We start from the raw sequence: 14,561 nt of genomic DNA, 5'->3' as shown, positions 1-14,561 counted from the left end.
GCCCCTATGTCTCACCGGTTCGCCGCGAGGCCAAGTCCTCGGCTCTGCGCGTGAGCGCCGACAGCCTGGCTGACAATTCGACGATCAGTTCCCCGATCGCTGCCTCGTCCGCGTCCTTGGGCACGTAGTAGGGACCGTCGTAGGCGGTGACGCCGCGCCCGAACGGCTTGGCGAACATCACCTTGTCCCAGGTCTTCTCCATCCGCCAGGCGGGCGAGGCCGCCACGCCGATCAGATAGATCGGCGCGCCGGTGCGCTTGGCGATCTGCAGGGCGCCGGGGGCGATCACCTCGTTGGGGCCGCGCGGCCCGTCCGGGGTGATGGCGATCATGCCGCCGGCCTCGATCCATTTCACCGCCTCGCGGAAGCCGGCGACGGCGGCGCGGGCCTTGGCGGTGTCGCCCTTCTTGGCCGAGGAGACGCGGATCGCCGGAAAGCGGGAGCGGGCCAGGGCCTGGGCGATGAACTCGCCGTCGCCGGAAGGCGAGACCATGCAGCGCAGCTTCTCGCGGCCCCACCAGCTCTGGGCGATGCCGAGCGCCAGGGGGATGCGCCCGTGCCAGAAGAGGCAGATGCAGGGCACGTCCTGGGTGGTGACCTCCCGGGCGCATTCGATGTTGTCGTGGGTCCAGGTGAGGGTGCGGCGGGTGACGACCAGCACCACCCACAGGAGCCAGCCGAACAGGGCCTGGACCCAGGGCCGCCGGATCAGCTTCACGCGGCGGTCTCCGCGTCCAGGTTCTGGCTGCTGGCCAGGCGCGCGTAGAGGCCCTTCTGGCTGACCAGGGCGGCGTGGTCGCCCGTCTCCACCACCCGGCCCTTGTCGATCACGTAGATGCGGTCGGCGCCGCGCACGGTGGACAGGCGATGGGCGATCAGGATCGTGGCGCGGCCGGCCATCAGCCGGGTCAGGGCCGCCTGCACCTGGGCCTCGCTCTCGGTGTCGAGGGCGCTGGTGGCCTCGTCGAGCAGCAGGATCGGCGCGTCCTTCAGGAAGGCGCGGGCGATGGCGATGCGCTGGCGCTGGCCGCCGGACAGGCGCGCGCCGGCCTCGCCCACCAAGGTGGCGTAGCCCTCCGGCAGGGCGGTGATGAAGTCGTGCGCGGCGGCGGCGCGGGCGGCGGCCTCGATCTCGGCGTCGCTGGCCTCGGGCCGGGCGTAGGCGATGTTGGCCTTGATCGTGTCGTCGAACAGGAAGGGCTCCTGGGTGACCAGGGCGATGCGGTGGCGCAGCGAGGCCAAGGTCACGTCGCGCACGTCGTGGCCGTCGATCAGCACCGCGCCGTCGGTGGCGTCGTAGAAGCGCGGGATCAGGTTCAGGATCGTGCTCTTGCCGCCGCCGGAGGGGCCGACCAGGGCGACGGTCTCGCCGCGGTGGACCGCGAAGCTCACGTCGTTGAGCGTCGGCTGGCCGTCGTCATAGGCGAAGCTGACGTGGTCGAAGCGGATCGTGCCCTCGCCGGGGGGCAGGGGCGCGGCGCCCGGCTGCTCGCGCACTTCCGGCTCCACGTCCAGGGCGGCGAACAGGCGGCGGGCGGCCGACAGGCCCTCGGCCATCACGGTCTGCAGGTTGGCGAGCTGGCGGAGCGACTGGGAGGCCAGGCCCAGGGCGCCCAGGAAGGCGACGAAGGCGCCCACGTTCATCGCCCCGGTGGTGGAGCGCCAGCCGGCGTAGGCCAGGATCAGCGCAGTCACCAGGGTCATCAGGGTCTCGGTGGCCGGGGCGGCGGTGGCCCGGGCGTTGGCGCCCTTCACCAGATGGCGCTGGCGGCGGCGCACCACCTCGGCGACGCGCGCCTCCTCATAGGCCTCGCGGTTCTCGATCTTGACCACCCGCACGCCGTCCAGGCTCTCCATGATTGCGGTGGACAGGGCCGAGGTCTCGGCCATGGCGCCCTTGGCGGCCTTGGCCCCGCGCTTGGAGAAGCGGCGCATCACGCCGGTGGCCACCGGCCCGACGGCGATGATGGCGAGCGAGAGCACCCAGTCGTTGGAGACCATCACCGTGATCGCGCCCAGCACCGTCAGGAAATGCTGGGTGTAGTTGATCACGCCCGAGGTCGCCGCCTCGCGGATCAGGCCCGCGTCGTAGAGCACCGAGGAGACGAAGGCGCCCGAATGCTGCGCGCGCAGGTGGGCCAGGTCCGCGCGCACCAGCTTGCCGAAAAGCTGGATCTGCACGTCGCCGACCACGGCGTTGCCCACCCGGTTCACCAGCGAGGCCTGAACCACCTGGGCGATCCCGCGGCCGATCGCATAGAGGGCGATGGTGATCGGGATGGTCGCCATGGCGCCGGGCTTGTGGTTGACCAACAGGTCGTTGATCGCCGGCTCCAGGATCTGGATCAGCTTGGCGCTGAGCACGGCCACGATCACGGCCGCCACGAGCGCCGTCGCCAGGCCTTTCCAGCGGGGGGCCAGATAGACCCGGGCGATCCGGCCGATCAGGACGCGGACGGGCAGCTCGCCAGCAGTCTTCGGAAGGGTGACGCTCATGGTGCAGGCCTCATCCGAATGCGCGCGCCAAGTCAAGCCGGCCCCGTGACGCGCCTAGGCGGGGGCGGCGGCGAACAGCTCGTCGTGGCGCGCGCAGATGCGCGGCCAAAGCTCGGCGGCCTCGGGCATGTCCAGGCCGAACTCGCTCGACAGCGCGTCCACATATTCGTCCGCGGAGCCGATCAGCCGGCTCTCCACCCCGTCCGGGCGCGCCCGGCGCAGCACCCGCCCACGCAACTGCAGGATCGAGTCGGGCGTGTGGCGCTGGACCACGGCGTTCTGCACGAACATCGATTCCGGACTTTCCTGCAGCCATTGGCAGAGCTCGGAAAGGCGCGCTTCGTCGGCGCGCTCGGCGGTGAAGTCGAAGGAAGGCGCGCCGCCGTGCTCGTGGTTGTGGTAGCGCCACCAGCGCTCGTCCAGCCGCTCCAGGCGCAAGGGAAAGCTGTCGCTGGCGAACTCGGCCTCGGCCAGCGGGATCGGATCGCGTCCGCCGTCGCCGAAGCCCACGTCGGCGATCCAGGGTTCATCCAGGTCGACCCGCAGCACCAGGTGGTTGCCGATGAAGGCGTCGCCCCGCACCACCCGCATCACCGCGCCGGAAAGGCGGGTGACCTTGAAGCCGATCTCCTCCAGGGCCGCGCCCAGGACGCCGTTCATCTCGTAGCACCAGCCGCCGCGCCGGCGCGTGACCAGCTTGTCGAACGCCGCGGCCGGATCGGTGGTCAGCGGCCGGCCGAGCTGCACGTCCAGGTTCTCATAGGGGATGGCGAACAGATGCGCCCGGTGCACGGCCCGCAGGGTCGCAAGGTCCGGCCGGGCCGGGCCCGAATAGCCGATGCGGTCGAAATAGGCCTGAAGATCCATAGGCGCCTCCCAAGGGCTTCTAGGTAGAGGCTCCGGAGCGGCCCCGCCATAGGCCCGATGCTGGACGCGCGGCGCGGGCGGCTTGTGACATCGGTCCGCGACATCGCCCCGGCTTCCGTCCGGCGGTCCGAACGCCTAGTTAAGGCGCCGTACTGCGGGAGCCCTTCTTGGCCGATTTCGACCTCTCCACGCCCGGCGGGCGGTTCAGGACCTACCTGGACTATCTGTGGAACGACCACGCCTACCTGCGCCTCGGCTTCCAGAACGCCCACTGGATCAGCGAGGAGCTGGTGCGCACCAACCAGCCGTGGCCGCATCAGATCGCCCACTGGAAGCGCCAGGGGATCAAGACGATCATCAACCTGCGCGGCGGCTTCGACGCCAGCTTCCATGCGCTGGAGAAGGACGCCTGCGAACGGCTCGGCCTGACCATGGTCGACTTCACCATCACCTCGCGGGAGGTGCCCAGCCGCGAGCGGGTGCTGGGGGCCAAGGCGCTCTTCGAGACGGTGGAGTACCCGGCGCTGATGCACTGCAAGTCCGGCGCGGACCGGGCGGGCATCATGAGCGTCTTCTACATGCACTTTCGCCAGCACAAGACGATCCGCGAGGCGCTGGACCAGCTTCACCTGCGCTACCTGCACATGCGCGCGGGCAAGACCGGCGTGCTGGACTACACCTTCGAGCGCTACCTGGCCGAGGGCGAGCCGGCGGGCATGAGCTTCCTGGACTGGGTGATGAGCCCGGCCTACGACCCGGCCGGCATCAAGGCCGATTTCCGCGCCCAATGGTGGGGCAACATGTTCACCGAGCGGCTGTTGAAGCGCGAATAGGGCCGACTGTCGCGCGCGGGTGACAGACGCCGGCGCGGGGCCGCCTAGGATGGTCCCGACATCAACGCTCAGGGATCGACAGCGCCATGGCCCCGCGCCACGCCGTCCTCGGCATCGAAAACGGCGCGTTCCACCACGGGGCGGCGCGGATCTTCGAAGGGGTCAGCTTCCAGCTCGACGCCGCGCGCACGGCGCTGGTCGGCGAGAACGGCGCGGGCAAGTCGACCCTGCTGAAGTGCCTGACCGGCGAGCTTGAGCTCAACGGCGGCCAGATCGTCCGCTCGCGGGGGCTGAAGATCGGCTACGTCGCCCAGGAATCGGCCGAGGGCCTGGCCGACATGACCGTGCGCGAGGTGCTCGAGCGCGACCTGCCCGCCGACGGGTCCGAGGCCTGGAAGGTGGACGTACTGCTCGACGAGCATGCGATCGCCCCGGAAATGGCCGAGCAGCGTTTCGGCGACCTCAGCGGCGGCTGGCAGCGGCTGTTCCTGATCGCGGCGGCCATGCGCCTGGTCGAGCCGGACCTGCTGATCCTGGACGAACCGACCAACTATCTGGACCTGGCGAACATCAACACGCTGGAGGCCTGGCTCGCGGCCGAGCCGCGCATGCCGATGCTGATCGTCAGCCACGACCGCGAGTTCCTGCAGCGGACGACCACGCGCACCATCTTCCTGCGCAGCGACGGCGCCCACGCCTTCAACGCCCCGTTCGTGGAGGCGCGCGAGCAGATGCTGCGCCGCGACGCCGCCGACGCGACGCGCCGCAAGCTGGAGGACAAGGAGATCCAGCGCCTGGAGCAGGTGGCCGCCCGCTACAAGGTCTGGGGCGTGAAGAACTCCGACTTCCACAAGAAGCAGAAGGCGACCGAGAAGCGCATCGAGCGGATCGAGGCCAACCGCACCGAGACCTATGTGGCGCGCGAGCGCCGCCTGGAGCTGGCCGACGGAGAGCTCGACGCCAAGGTGGCGCTGCGCATCCAGAACCTGGCGGTGACCGTGCCGGACGGCTCACGCACGCTCTTCACCATCGACAAGCTGACCGTCGGCGTCGGCGACCGGATCGCGATCCTGGGCGCCAACGGCGTCGGCAAGTCGATGCTGCTGGGCGCCCTGGCCGGCGCCTACGATCCGGCGCGCGAGCACTACGACGGCCAGTCGCCGATCCGCTTCAACCCCGGAACGCGCCTGGTGTTCTTCGACCAGCGGATGCGCGACCTGCCGCTGAAGACGAGCCTTGTCGACTACCTGACCTCGGCCGAGGGGGCGACGGGAACCCAGGCCAACGCCCTGCTGGCCAAGGCGGGCTTTCCCTACGCCCGCATCCGAGGGCAGATCGGCGACCTCAGCCACGGCGAACGCGCTCGGCTGATCTTCCTGAAGCTGAAGCTCGCCAAGCCCAATCTCTACCTGCTCGACGAGCCCACCAACCACCTGGACATCGAGGGCCAGGAGGCGCTGGAAGCCCAGCTCGAGGAGGCCTCGGTCGCCTGCCTGTTCGTCAGCCACGACCGCTACTTCACGCGCACCTCGGCGACGCGCTTCGTCGAAGTGCGCCGGGGCAGGCTGGTGGAGATCGAGAGCGCCGAGGCCTTCTTCGACGCGGCTTAGTGGTGGTGCTCGTCCGTCGACGGGTCGAGCAGCTTGTGGGCGTGGATGATGAAGTAGCGCATCAGCGCGTTGTCCACGGTCGCCTGCGCCTTCGAGCGCCAGGCGGCCAGGGCCTGATCGTAGGTGGGATAGGCGCCCACGAAGTCGATCTTGGAGCAGTCGCGGAAGATGTTGTGTTCGACGTCGGAGAGTTCGCCGCCGATGACGATGTGAAGCAGTTGCCGGTCGGGCATGGAGGCCTCGAAACGAGTGTGTTTCAGATGGCGATATGCCGGACGCGCTCCAGGATCAACGGGGCGAGCGCGGGCGCGGCGCACATCAGGCTCTTCTGGGCGGGAATCGGCCCGTTGTAGCTGAACGGCCGGCCCAGGTGGTCGCTCACCACGGCGCCGGCTTCCCGGGCGATCAGGTCGGCGGCGGCCAGGTCCCAGTCGGCCTTGGCGACCAGCGCCAGGGCCGCGTCGAAGTCGCCGGACGCCACCAGGCACATGCGGTAGGCGGTGGAGTTGCGCGATTCGATCCGCATCGGCGGCCACGGCGCGGGCCATGACGGATGGGCGAACATGCGCGCGTCGCCCACCATGGCGCAGTCTTCCAGCGCCGCGGCGTCGCTTGGCCGGATCGGCGCGCCGTTCAGGGTCGCCCCGCCGCCTTCGGTCGCGGCGAAGACTTGGCCGACCTGCGGGGCGACCACCACGCCGGCGACCGGGCGGGTCTCTTCCACCACGGCCACGGACACCGCCCACCACGGCCGGTCCTTCAGGAAGGCGCGGGTGCCGTCGATGGGATCGACCACGAACAGGCGCCGCCTGCCGAGCCGCTCGGGATTGTCGGCGGTCTCCTCGGACAGCCAGCCGTAGTCCGGCCGCGCGGCGGTGAGGCGCTCCTTGAGCAGGGCGTCGGCGGCCAGGTCGGCGTTGGTGACGGGGGAGTTCCCCTCCTTGTAGTCCACCTCCAGCCCGGCGGCGCGCAGCCGCACGGCCAGTTCGCCCGCCTCGCGGGCGGCCGAGAGGATCAGGTCCAGGTCGTCGCCGGCGCCGTGCGTCATCGGCCCGCGATGGCCAGGGCGTCCACCAGGATCGAAGGCGCGTTGGCGGCGCGGCGCAGCTCCAGGTCGGAGCCCGGCTGCAGGCGCGCGAAGATGTCGATCAGGTTGCCCGCGACGGTGATCTCGCTGACCGGATAGGCGAGCTCGCCGTTCTCGAACCAGAAGCCCGAGCAGCCCACCGACCAGTCGCCGGTGTTGCCGTTGAGCGAGGGGCCGAACATCGAGGTGATGAACAGGCCCTGGCCGGCGTCGGCCATCAGGCCGGCGAGGTCGCGCTCGCCCGGCTGCAGCGTGAGGTTCGTGGGGCTGACGCCGGGAGGGCCGGCGAGCCCGCGCGAGGCGTGGCCGGTGGATTCCAGCCCGAGCTGGCGCGCGGCGCTGGAATTGAGCAGCCAGGTGGTCAGGACGCCGTCGTCGATCAGATCGCGCTTCTCGTTGGCCACGCCCTCGTCGTCGAACGGGCTGGAGCCCAGGCCGCGGACCCGGTGCGGATCGTCGGTGACGGTCACGCCCTTGGCGAAGAGCTGCTCGCCGAGCTTGTCCTTCAGGAACGAGGTGCCGCGGGCGATGGCCGGGCCGGAGATCGCCCCGATCAGCGGGCTGATCAGCGAGGCGGCGATGCGGTTCTCGAAGATCACCGGGGCGGTGGTGGAGGCGATCTTGCGCGCGCCCAGGCGGCTCACGGCCCGGCGGCCGGCCTCTTCGCCGATCAACCCGGCTTCGGGCAGGTCGTCTTGCCAGCGCACCGAGCGCCAGTCGTGGCCGTTCTCCATGCCGTTCGCGTCGCTGGCGATGGCCGAGGCGCCGATGGAGAAGCCGGAGGCGCGGTGCGCGCCGGAAAAGCCGCCGCTGGTGACCAGCCGCCAGGCGCCGGCGGACCAGGACGCCGAGGCGCCGTCGGAGTTGGTGACGCCCTCGATCGCCCGGGCGGCGTCCTCGGCGCTGCGCGCGCGGGCTTCCAGCGCGTCCGCCGCGGGCTCGGCCGGGTCGTAGAGGTCGAGATCCGGGAACGGGCCGCGGGCCAGCCGCTCGGAATCGGCGAGGCCGGCATAGGGGTCCTCAGGCGCCAGCCTGGCCATGGCCACGGCGCGCTCCACCAGCTTGGCGCGGCCCTCGGCGGAGATGTCCGAGCCGGAGACGGTGGCCTGGCGGCGGCCGATGAAGACGCGCAGGCCCAGGTCGCGCGATTCCTCGCGCTCCACCTCTTCCAACGCGCCCAGGCGCACGCTGATGGAAAGGGCGCGGCGTTCGGCCCCGGCGGCTTCGGCCGCATCGGCGCCGGCCTTCAGCGCGGCGGCGACGACGTCGGACAGCAGGTTTTCATCCATGACGCCCATATGGCCGCCCCCGCGCCCGCGGGCAAGCGCGGCGCGTTGGCCTGGGGCCCGGCCGAGAGGGCTCAGCCGATCGAGTAGAAGACCAGGGCGGCGCCGGCGAAGATGTAGGCCACCCAGGTGAGGATCACGCCGACCGTGCGCGGCAGCGACGCCCCGCCGCTGGAGGACAGGCCGTAGCCATGCAGCACGCGTCCGGCGAACAGCAGGACGCCGGTGATGTGGATCGCCAGCGCCGGCGCGCCGACCACCGCCTGCATGGCGAGCGCGGCCATGCCCGCCGGCACGTATTCGGTGGCGTTGCCGAAGGCGCGGATCGCCTGGATGAGCTCGGGCACCCCGCCGTCGCCCAGCACCACCTTGTGCTTCTGCCGCTGGCGCACGACCAGGATCGACAGGATCAACAGAACGAAGAGGTTCAGCCCGACCCACAAGGCCGCCGCATGTGCGGATGCTGTCATGTCCATCGGCTCTCAGCCCCCATCAAGCCATCTGAAGCCGCGCAGTTGGACGCTGTTCGCCGAGCGGGGCAAGTCCGTGCGTCCCTGGCGCGAAGCGGCGGGCCGGCTCAATCGACCGGCGTTCCGTCGCCGGGCAAGCCCAGGCGCGCCCATTTCTCGGTGACGGCGGCGACGACGTCGGCGTCCATGGCGAGCTTCTCGCCCCACTCACGCTTGGTCTCCGGCGGCCATTTGTTGGTGGCGTCCAGGCCGATCTTCGAGCCCAATCCGGACTCCGGCGAGGCGAAGTCGAGGTAATCTATGGGCGTGTTCTCGATGATCGTGACGTCGCGGGCCGGATCCATCCGCGTGGAGATCGCCCACATCACGTCCTTCCAGTCGCGGGCGTCGATGTCGTCGTCCACGACGATCACCCACTTGGTGTACATGAACTGGCGAAGGTAGCTCCAGACGCCCATCATCACGCGCTTGGCGTGGCCGGGGTAGGCCTTCTTCATCGACACCACGGCGATGCGGTAGCTGCAGCCCTCCGGCGGCAGCCAGAAGTCGACGATTTCGGGGAACTGCTGGCGGATCAGCGGGATGAACACCTCGTTCAGCGCCTCGCCCAGCACGCTCGGCTCGTCCGGCGGCCGGCCGGTGAAGGTGGTCAGATAGATCGGGTTCCTGCGCATGGTGATCGCGCTGACCTGGAAGATCGGGAAGCGCTCCACCGAGTTGTAGTAGCCGGTGTGATCGCCGTAGGGGCCCTCGTCGGCGTAGTCGTCGAGCAGCACGTGGCCCTCGATGACGATCTCGGCCTCGGCCGGAACCATGAGCGGCACGGTCTTGGCCGGGATCAGCTCCACCTTGGCCCCGCGCATCAGGCCGGCGAACTGGTATTCGGAAAGGGTGTCGGGCACCGGGGTGACCGCGGCCAGGATGGTGCCCGGATCGGCGCCGATCACCGCGCAGGCGGGCAGGGGCTCGGGCTTGCCCGACGCCTTCCAGCGGCGGTGGTGCTGGGCCCCGCCGCGGTGCGCCAGCCAGCGCATGATGGTGCGGTCCTTGCCGACCACCTGCATGCGATAGATGCCGAGGTTGTAGTCGTCCTCGCGGTCCTCCGACGGGCCCTTGGTGACCACCAGCGGCCAGGTGATCAGCGGCGCGGGCTCGCCTGGCCAGCAGGTCTGGATCGGCAGCTTGCCAAGGTCGATGTCGTCGCCTGTAAGCACCACCTCCTGCACCGGCGCCTTCTTCACCGTGGCCGGGCGCATGGACATCACGGTCTTGGCCAGCGGCAGCATGTCCCAGGCGTCCTTCAGGCCGCGCGGCGGCTCGGGCGCGCGCAGGAAGGCCAGCAGTTCGCCCACCTCCCGCAGATCCTCCGCGCTCGCGCGTTCGCGGCCTTCGAGGGTGACGCCCATGGCCACGCGGCGCACCGTGCCGAACAGGTTGACCAGGCACGGCATGCCGGACGGCTCGCCGTCGGCGCGGACGACGTTCTCGAACAGCACGGCCGGCCCGCCCTGGGCCAGCAGGCGGCGGTGGATCTCGGTGATCTCCAGCACCGAGGAGACCGGCTCGCTCACCCGCACCAGCTCGCCGGCGGCTTCCAGTTTGGCGATGAAGTCTCGAAGCGAGCGATAGGCCATGGGCTCTCCGGCGTGTGCGGCCGGAAGCTAGGCCGCGCGCTCGCCCATGTCACGCCTTGGCCCATGTCACGCCTTCCATGTCGCGCTTGGCCCGTGTCACGCCTTGCCGGGCCGGGCGCCGGCGCTAGACTTCATTCATGACCCGCATCGATCTCGACGACCTGCCGCCCCGCGTCGCCCAGCAGCTCGCGGGCGTCGCCGCCGGTGAAGAGGTGCTGCTGGTGCGCGGCGGCGTGGTCGAGGCCCGCCTGGTCGGCGCCGAGACGCCGGCCGCCCCGGCGGAGGAGGCCGAGGGCGATGTCGAACGCATGGGCGAGGTCATGGAGCACTTCCGCTCGATGATCGAAGACGACTTCTAGAGCGGCTGAATCCTGGGCGCGGCCCTTTTTTGGCCCCGCTTGGAACGTACATCTCCGGGTTGTGGAGGGGGCTGGCGGCGCTGGCCCGTTGTAGAGGCAGGACGTGAAGGCCGCCCGCCGGCCGGGACGTCGCCCCATCGGACGGCATGGACAAAGACAGCGAACTCGAGCTGAAACGAAGCCTATTCCTCTCGGCGAATCCGCAGGTTCAGCAGCAGGCGCGCGAAGTCCTGCAGTCTGCGCCGGACTATTTGTCGACCATACTGGAAGCCTTTCTGCACAATCCTTTCCTGAGGTTGGCCGAAAGCGAGCGGGACGAACTGGTCCGCCGCGCGGCGCCGCTGGCGTTGCGCGCGCTGGTCGCGACGCGTGACGCGGCTGTTCGGTCGACGACGCCGAAATATGTCGTCTGCTGCATGCCGAAGTCGGGGTCGTCCTTTCTGCAGTCGGCCTTGGCGCACGCTTTCGACCTGCCGGTCGGGTCGCTGACCACCTTCACCACGCCGACGCTTAGTTCGCGGTTCGGCATGAACTCCCGTGAACAGGAACTGGACGAGATGGCCATCGCCAAGGCGGTCATCATGAACGAGCGCGGCTTCGTCGCTCAGCACCACACGCGCTATTCGTCCTATCTGGGCTTGCAGTTCCAGCTGTTCGGTCTCTCTCCCGTCGTGACGACGCGCAACGTTCTCGATGCGATCGTCTCCTTCGACGACATGTTCGCCGAACGTGGCGAGGACCCGAACGACTGGATCGGGGACTCTCAGTTTGCGATGCCGCAGAACTACAGGTCGCTGCCTGTCGAGGACCGCTACACGCTGCTGTGCCATTCGCTCGGCGTCTGGCTGATCGCGTTCTTCCTGTCGTGGAAGCGGTGCGAACGACAGGGGCTGATCCCAGCGCCGCTGATGATCCGCTACGAAGAGCACACGCTGCATCCTGACCGGCTGGTCCGCGCGCTCTCCGAGCATTTCGCGATGACGGACGAGCAGGTCGCAAGGCTGCGCGCCTACGCGGAGGCGCCGGACAGGGAGCGCTCGCGCTTCAACGTGGGCCGGCGGGGGCGTGGGGAAGAGCAGATTCCCGAACGGCTCAAGGTGTTCCTGGCGGACTATGCGGCGCTGTTCAGCAGCGAGCTGTCGGAAGACGACCGACGCTATCTGGTGCGGTGAGACCGGCTGGCGCGCCTACGCCTTGGCCGCGTCGAACGCCTTGACGGCGGCCCTGGGCGCGATCTTGCGCCAGCGGCGTTCCAGGAAGTTGCGGAACGAGCCGGGGTGCAGGGACTTCATCCGCGCCAGCACGCAGGGATAGTCCTTGTAGTGGGCGGTGAAGTGGAAGGTGGCCGGCTCGGCCTCCATCAGCATCTCGCGCTCGTCGAAGCTCACGTCCATGAGCACCAGGCTGCCGTCCTCGCCGCGCAGGCGGGTGAAGAACTTGTCGCCCACCTTGAACGAGGGCCGGCCGTAGGAGGTCCCTTCGGTCGCGCCGGGGAACTCCATGACGATCGCGTGCATCTCTTCATAGGTCATGGCACGCCTCAGTGCGCTTCGCGGCCGGAGATGCAGACCTTGTGGCCCTGGCCGTCGTCGTGACAGCGCAGCACGTTCCCCTGCCGGTCGCGGTACAACGAGTTCCCGTTCTCGGCGTCGGTGTGGCCGTAGATCGTGCGCCCGCCCGGCGTGCGCCAGGCCGAGTTGCCGGCCGCGTCCTCATAGCCGACCACGCGGGCGCCCTCCGGGCCGAGCAGCACGGACACCCCGTCCTCGTTGGTGTAGCCGCTGACGATGTGGCCGCGGCCGTCGCGCCAGACCAGCCGGCCCTTGGGATCGGCCTTGCCGCGATAGGCGTTCCCGGCGCTGTCCAGGCAGGTGGTCACGCCGATCCGGTCGGTCGTGCAGTTGAGCTGGGCGAACGCCGGCGTGGCGAGCGCAAGCGCCGCCAGAACTCCGAGATGAATTCGCAGCATGACCGCCTCCCAGACGACGGGCGGCGGACATGCGCCGCGCCCACCCTAGGATTGCGGCTTCAGGGCCAGGAAGTCGAGCGCGTCGCCGATGGGAATGAAGAAAGCAATGTCGTGGGAGACTTGGCCAGGCTCATAGCGGAGATCGGCGATGCCCACGACGCGGCCCTTGTCATCCAACAGCGGCCCGCCGGAGTTGCCGTGGTCGATCGCCACGTCGCTCTGGATGAAGCTCATGCCGTCGATGATGCGGTTCGCCGACACCACCCCCTTGGTCAGGGTTCCCTGAAGCGCTTCATCGAGAGGCGTGCCGACCGCGAAGACCGTCTCGCCAGACTCCACCACGCCAGGGCGCAAGGCCAGGGCGAAGCGGCTGCGCGGCGCGGTCTTGACCAGGGCCACGTCGCGCCGCTTGTCTAGCCGGATCACCTCGCCCGGCGCCTCCAGCCCGTCCGACCAGCGGACTTTCACGGTCTTGGCCTCGCCAACGACGTGGGCGTTGGTCAGCAGGTAGCCGTCGGCTGACACCAGGAAGCCGCTGCCCATGGCGCCGCCGGCGAAGATGGCGACGACCGATCCCGCCGCGTCCGAGATCGGAACGGCGGCCCGGCTCGGCCCGGCGAGCGTGATCGGCGTCCCGCGCGCCTCGAGCGAGGCGCTCTGCGCCGGCGCATCAGCCGCAGAATTGACCGCGTTGCGGAACGCCTCGTCGGCGAACAGTTTGCGCGCACCGGCGGCGAACGCCTTGTGCACGGCGATCTGCGACTCTTGTTCGTCACTGTGGATGCTCTCGTTGGTGGTGACCTTGGCGATCACCTCGTGGCGAAAGCGCGAGTAGACCTGCCATTCGATGGTCAGGCGAACGTCGTACTTTCTGTGGTCGACCACGTTCGAGCAGACCGTCATGTCCGCATCCTTGATCAGGGCGCCCACTTCGATATCGGCGGCGCCGGACGTATCGGCGAACAGATTGGACGGATCGTTGTCCGGCTGAAGCCCCGCGGCCTTGGCCTCTTGAGCGAAGACGGCGTCGATCCCGTCGAACCTCGGCGCCAAGTCGGACCAATGAATGTCCTCCGGCTGCACGCAGATCACGCCCCACTTGAAGACACCGACGATCTTTCCATCCGGGATTTCGCTGGAGGCCTTCGTGAAAGCCACGTGCGGCGTCTCGGCCGCGTGGGCCGGAAGTCCCGCTGATCCCATTGCAAACAGCGCAGCGGCGATAAGCGCAGATCTCAGTGCGCGCATGACGTCCCCCTTCGTCGCGGTCCCAGCATGAACCTCGTTCAATCAACACAAGGTTGTCAGCAAGTCGCATGCCGAACCTGGCATAAGCGTCAGCCTCACGCCGCCGTCCAGGCCGCCAACACGTTCCCGGCCGGGTCGCGGAAGTGGAAGCGGCGGCCGCCCGGGAAGCTGAAGATCTCGCGGACCACCACGCCGCCGGCGGCCTTCACCTTGACCTCCATCGCCTCCAGGTCGTGGGCGTAGAGGATCACCAGGGGGCGGGGCTCGTCCGGCCGGGCGCTGAAGCCGCCGTCGAGCGCGGCATCCTCGAAGGCCGCGTAGTCCGGCCCGTAATCGACGAAGCGCCAGCCGAAGGCCGCCGCATAGAAGGCCTTCACCGCCGGCAGGTCCTTGGCCGGGAACTCCACGTAGTCGATCTTGCCGTCCTCGCGCATGGCGTCCTCCACATTGTTCGTGTTTTGTTCTTATCAGGATCGCGCGGGCGGGGCGAGTCCCCTTCGCGCGGCCGTCAGGCGTGGTGCGCTTCGAATTCGCTGCGGGTGGGCAGCTCGTCGAAGGGCGGTTCGTAGCACTCCGCCTCATACTCGTGGCGCTGGATGTCCAGCTCCGAACCGTCCGCAAAGCGCACGCGCGCGAACTCGACGTTCTCGCCGGAGCCCGTTTCTCGATAGAGACCTTCGACCATGCCGCGATCATAGCCGC

The 14,561-nt window shown here is 69.4% G+C and carries 17 protein-coding genes; 4 read left to right on the top strand and 13 right to left on the bottom strand.

The genetic code is table 11. The features are described from left to right. Positions 1 to 4: 4 nt before the first annotated feature. The 3 genes from ACE3TA_RS10090 to ACE3TA_RS10080 are packed head-to-tail and all read right to left on the bottom strand — an operon-like array spanning position 5 to position 3,363. Positions 5 to 718 (bottom strand): lysophospholipid acyltransferase family protein, encoded by a 714-nt coding sequence (locus tag ACE3TA_RS10090; protein ID WP_374573155.1) that lies wholly within the window; start codon positions 716 to 718, stop codon positions 5 to 7. Next, complete coding sequence (locus ACE3TA_RS10085; RefSeq protein ID WP_374573153.1) at positions 715 to 2,496, bottom strand: ABC transporter ATP-binding protein; 1,782 nt, start codon at positions 2,494 to 2,496, stop codon at positions 715 to 717. The genes ACE3TA_RS10090 and ACE3TA_RS10085 overlap by 4 nt, the downstream gene beginning before the upstream one ends. A gap of 54 nt (positions 2,497 to 2,550) precedes the next feature. Continuing rightward, the gene (locus ACE3TA_RS10080) at positions 2,551 to 3,363 is read right to left on the bottom strand and encodes an arylamine N-acetyltransferase (RefSeq protein ID WP_374573151.1); all 813 of its coding nucleotides are present in this window, start codon (positions 3,361 to 3,363) and stop codon (positions 2,551 to 2,553) included. Positions 3,364 to 3,530: 167 nt separating this feature from the next. Between ACE3TA_RS10080 and ACE3TA_RS10075 the strand changes: the two genes are divergently transcribed. Together ACE3TA_RS10075 and ACE3TA_RS10070 are read left to right on the top strand one after the other, a co-directional pair. Continuing rightward, entirely contained in the window at positions 3,531 to 4,196 is a 666-nt protein-coding gene (locus tag ACE3TA_RS10075; protein WP_374573149.1) for a protein tyrosine phosphatase, read from the top strand. Between the two features lie 86 nt (positions 4,197 to 4,282). Continuing rightward, positions 4,283 to 5,806: an ABC-F family ATP-binding cassette domain-containing protein gene (locus ACE3TA_RS10070; protein WP_374573147.1), complete on the top strand. Its 1,524-nt coding sequence runs from the start codon at positions 4,283 to 4,285 to the stop codon at positions 5,804 to 5,806. Here the strand turns inward: ACE3TA_RS10070 and ACE3TA_RS10065 are convergent. From ACE3TA_RS10065 to ACE3TA_RS10045, 5 genes are all read right to left on the bottom strand, one after another. Further along, complete coding sequence (locus ACE3TA_RS10065; RefSeq protein ID WP_374573145.1) at positions 5,803 to 6,039, bottom strand: DUF4170 domain-containing protein; 237 nt, start codon at positions 6,037 to 6,039, stop codon at positions 5,803 to 5,805. The genes ACE3TA_RS10070 and ACE3TA_RS10065 overlap by 4 nt on opposite strands. A gap of 23 nt (positions 6,040 to 6,062) precedes the next feature. Beyond that, entirely contained in the window at positions 6,063 to 6,854 is a 792-nt protein-coding gene (locus tag ACE3TA_RS10060) for a 3'(2'),5'-bisphosphate nucleotidase CysQ (protein ID WP_374573143.1), read from the bottom strand. After that, a complete protein-coding gene (locus ACE3TA_RS10055; RefSeq protein WP_374573679.1) occupies positions 6,851 to 8,182 on the bottom strand; it encodes a TldD/PmbA family protein in 1,332 nt (443 codons plus the stop codon). The genes ACE3TA_RS10060 and ACE3TA_RS10055 overlap by 4 nt, the downstream gene beginning before the upstream one ends. Positions 8,183 to 8,253: 71 nt before the next feature. After that, positions 8,254 to 8,649, bottom strand: a complete 396-nt coding sequence (locus tag ACE3TA_RS10050) for an MAPEG family protein (protein ID WP_374573141.1) — start codon at positions 8,647 to 8,649, stop codon at positions 8,254 to 8,256. 107 nt (positions 8,650 to 8,756) lie between these two features. Then, positions 8,757 to 10,283, bottom strand: coding sequence for a UbiD family decarboxylase (locus ACE3TA_RS10045; RefSeq protein ID WP_374573139.1), 1,527 nt, complete (start codon positions 10,281 to 10,283; stop codon positions 8,757 to 8,759). Between the two features lie 137 nt (positions 10,284 to 10,420). Between ACE3TA_RS10045 and ACE3TA_RS10040 the strand changes: the two genes are divergently transcribed. Further along, entirely contained in the window at positions 10,421 to 10,642 is a 222-nt protein-coding gene (locus ACE3TA_RS10040; protein WP_374573137.1) for a hypothetical protein, read from the top strand. Positions 10,643 to 10,788: 146 nt separating this feature from the next. Next, complete coding sequence (locus tag ACE3TA_RS10035; RefSeq protein ID WP_374573135.1) at positions 10,789 to 11,814, top strand: hypothetical protein; 1,026 nt, start codon at positions 10,789 to 10,791, stop codon at positions 11,812 to 11,814. A gap of 15 nt (positions 11,815 to 11,829) precedes the next feature. Here ACE3TA_RS10035 and ACE3TA_RS10030 read toward each other — a convergent pair whose 3' ends face one another. The 5 genes from ACE3TA_RS10030 to ACE3TA_RS10010 form a co-directional block, all read right to left on the bottom strand. Next, on the bottom strand, positions 11,830 to 12,174 hold the full coding sequence (locus tag ACE3TA_RS10030) for an MmcQ/YjbR family DNA-binding protein (protein WP_374573133.1): 345 nt from the start codon (positions 12,172 to 12,174) through the stop codon (positions 11,830 to 11,832). Between the two features lie 8 nt (positions 12,175 to 12,182). Then, positions 12,183 to 12,611 carry a hypothetical protein gene (locus ACE3TA_RS10025; RefSeq protein ID WP_374573131.1) on the bottom strand — a complete coding sequence of 143 codons (429 nt, stop codon included), beginning with the start codon at positions 12,609 to 12,611 and terminating at the stop codon, positions 12,183 to 12,185. A 45-nt stretch (positions 12,612 to 12,656) separates the two neighbouring features. Continuing rightward, positions 12,657 to 13,769 (bottom strand): S1C family serine protease, encoded by a 1,113-nt coding sequence (locus ACE3TA_RS10020; RefSeq protein WP_374573129.1) that lies wholly within the window; start codon positions 13,767 to 13,769, stop codon positions 12,657 to 12,659. 185 nt (positions 13,770 to 13,954) lie between these two features. Further along, the gene (locus tag ACE3TA_RS10015; protein ID WP_374573127.1) at positions 13,955 to 14,293 is read right to left on the bottom strand and encodes a VOC family protein; all 339 of its coding nucleotides are present in this window, start codon (positions 14,291 to 14,293) and stop codon (positions 13,955 to 13,957) included. 74 nt (positions 14,294 to 14,367) lie between these two features. After that, complete coding sequence (locus ACE3TA_RS10010) at positions 14,368 to 14,544, bottom strand: hypothetical protein (protein WP_374573125.1); 177 nt, start codon at positions 14,542 to 14,544, stop codon at positions 14,368 to 14,370. Between the last annotated feature and the right edge of the window lie 17 nt (positions 14,545 to 14,561).

Source organism: Phenylobacterium sp. (assembly GCF_041916435.1).
Taxonomy (GTDB): Bacteria; Pseudomonadota; Alphaproteobacteria; order Caulobacterales; family Caulobacteraceae; genus Phenylobacterium.
This window is presented reverse-complemented; position numbering and strand designations above follow the sequence as displayed.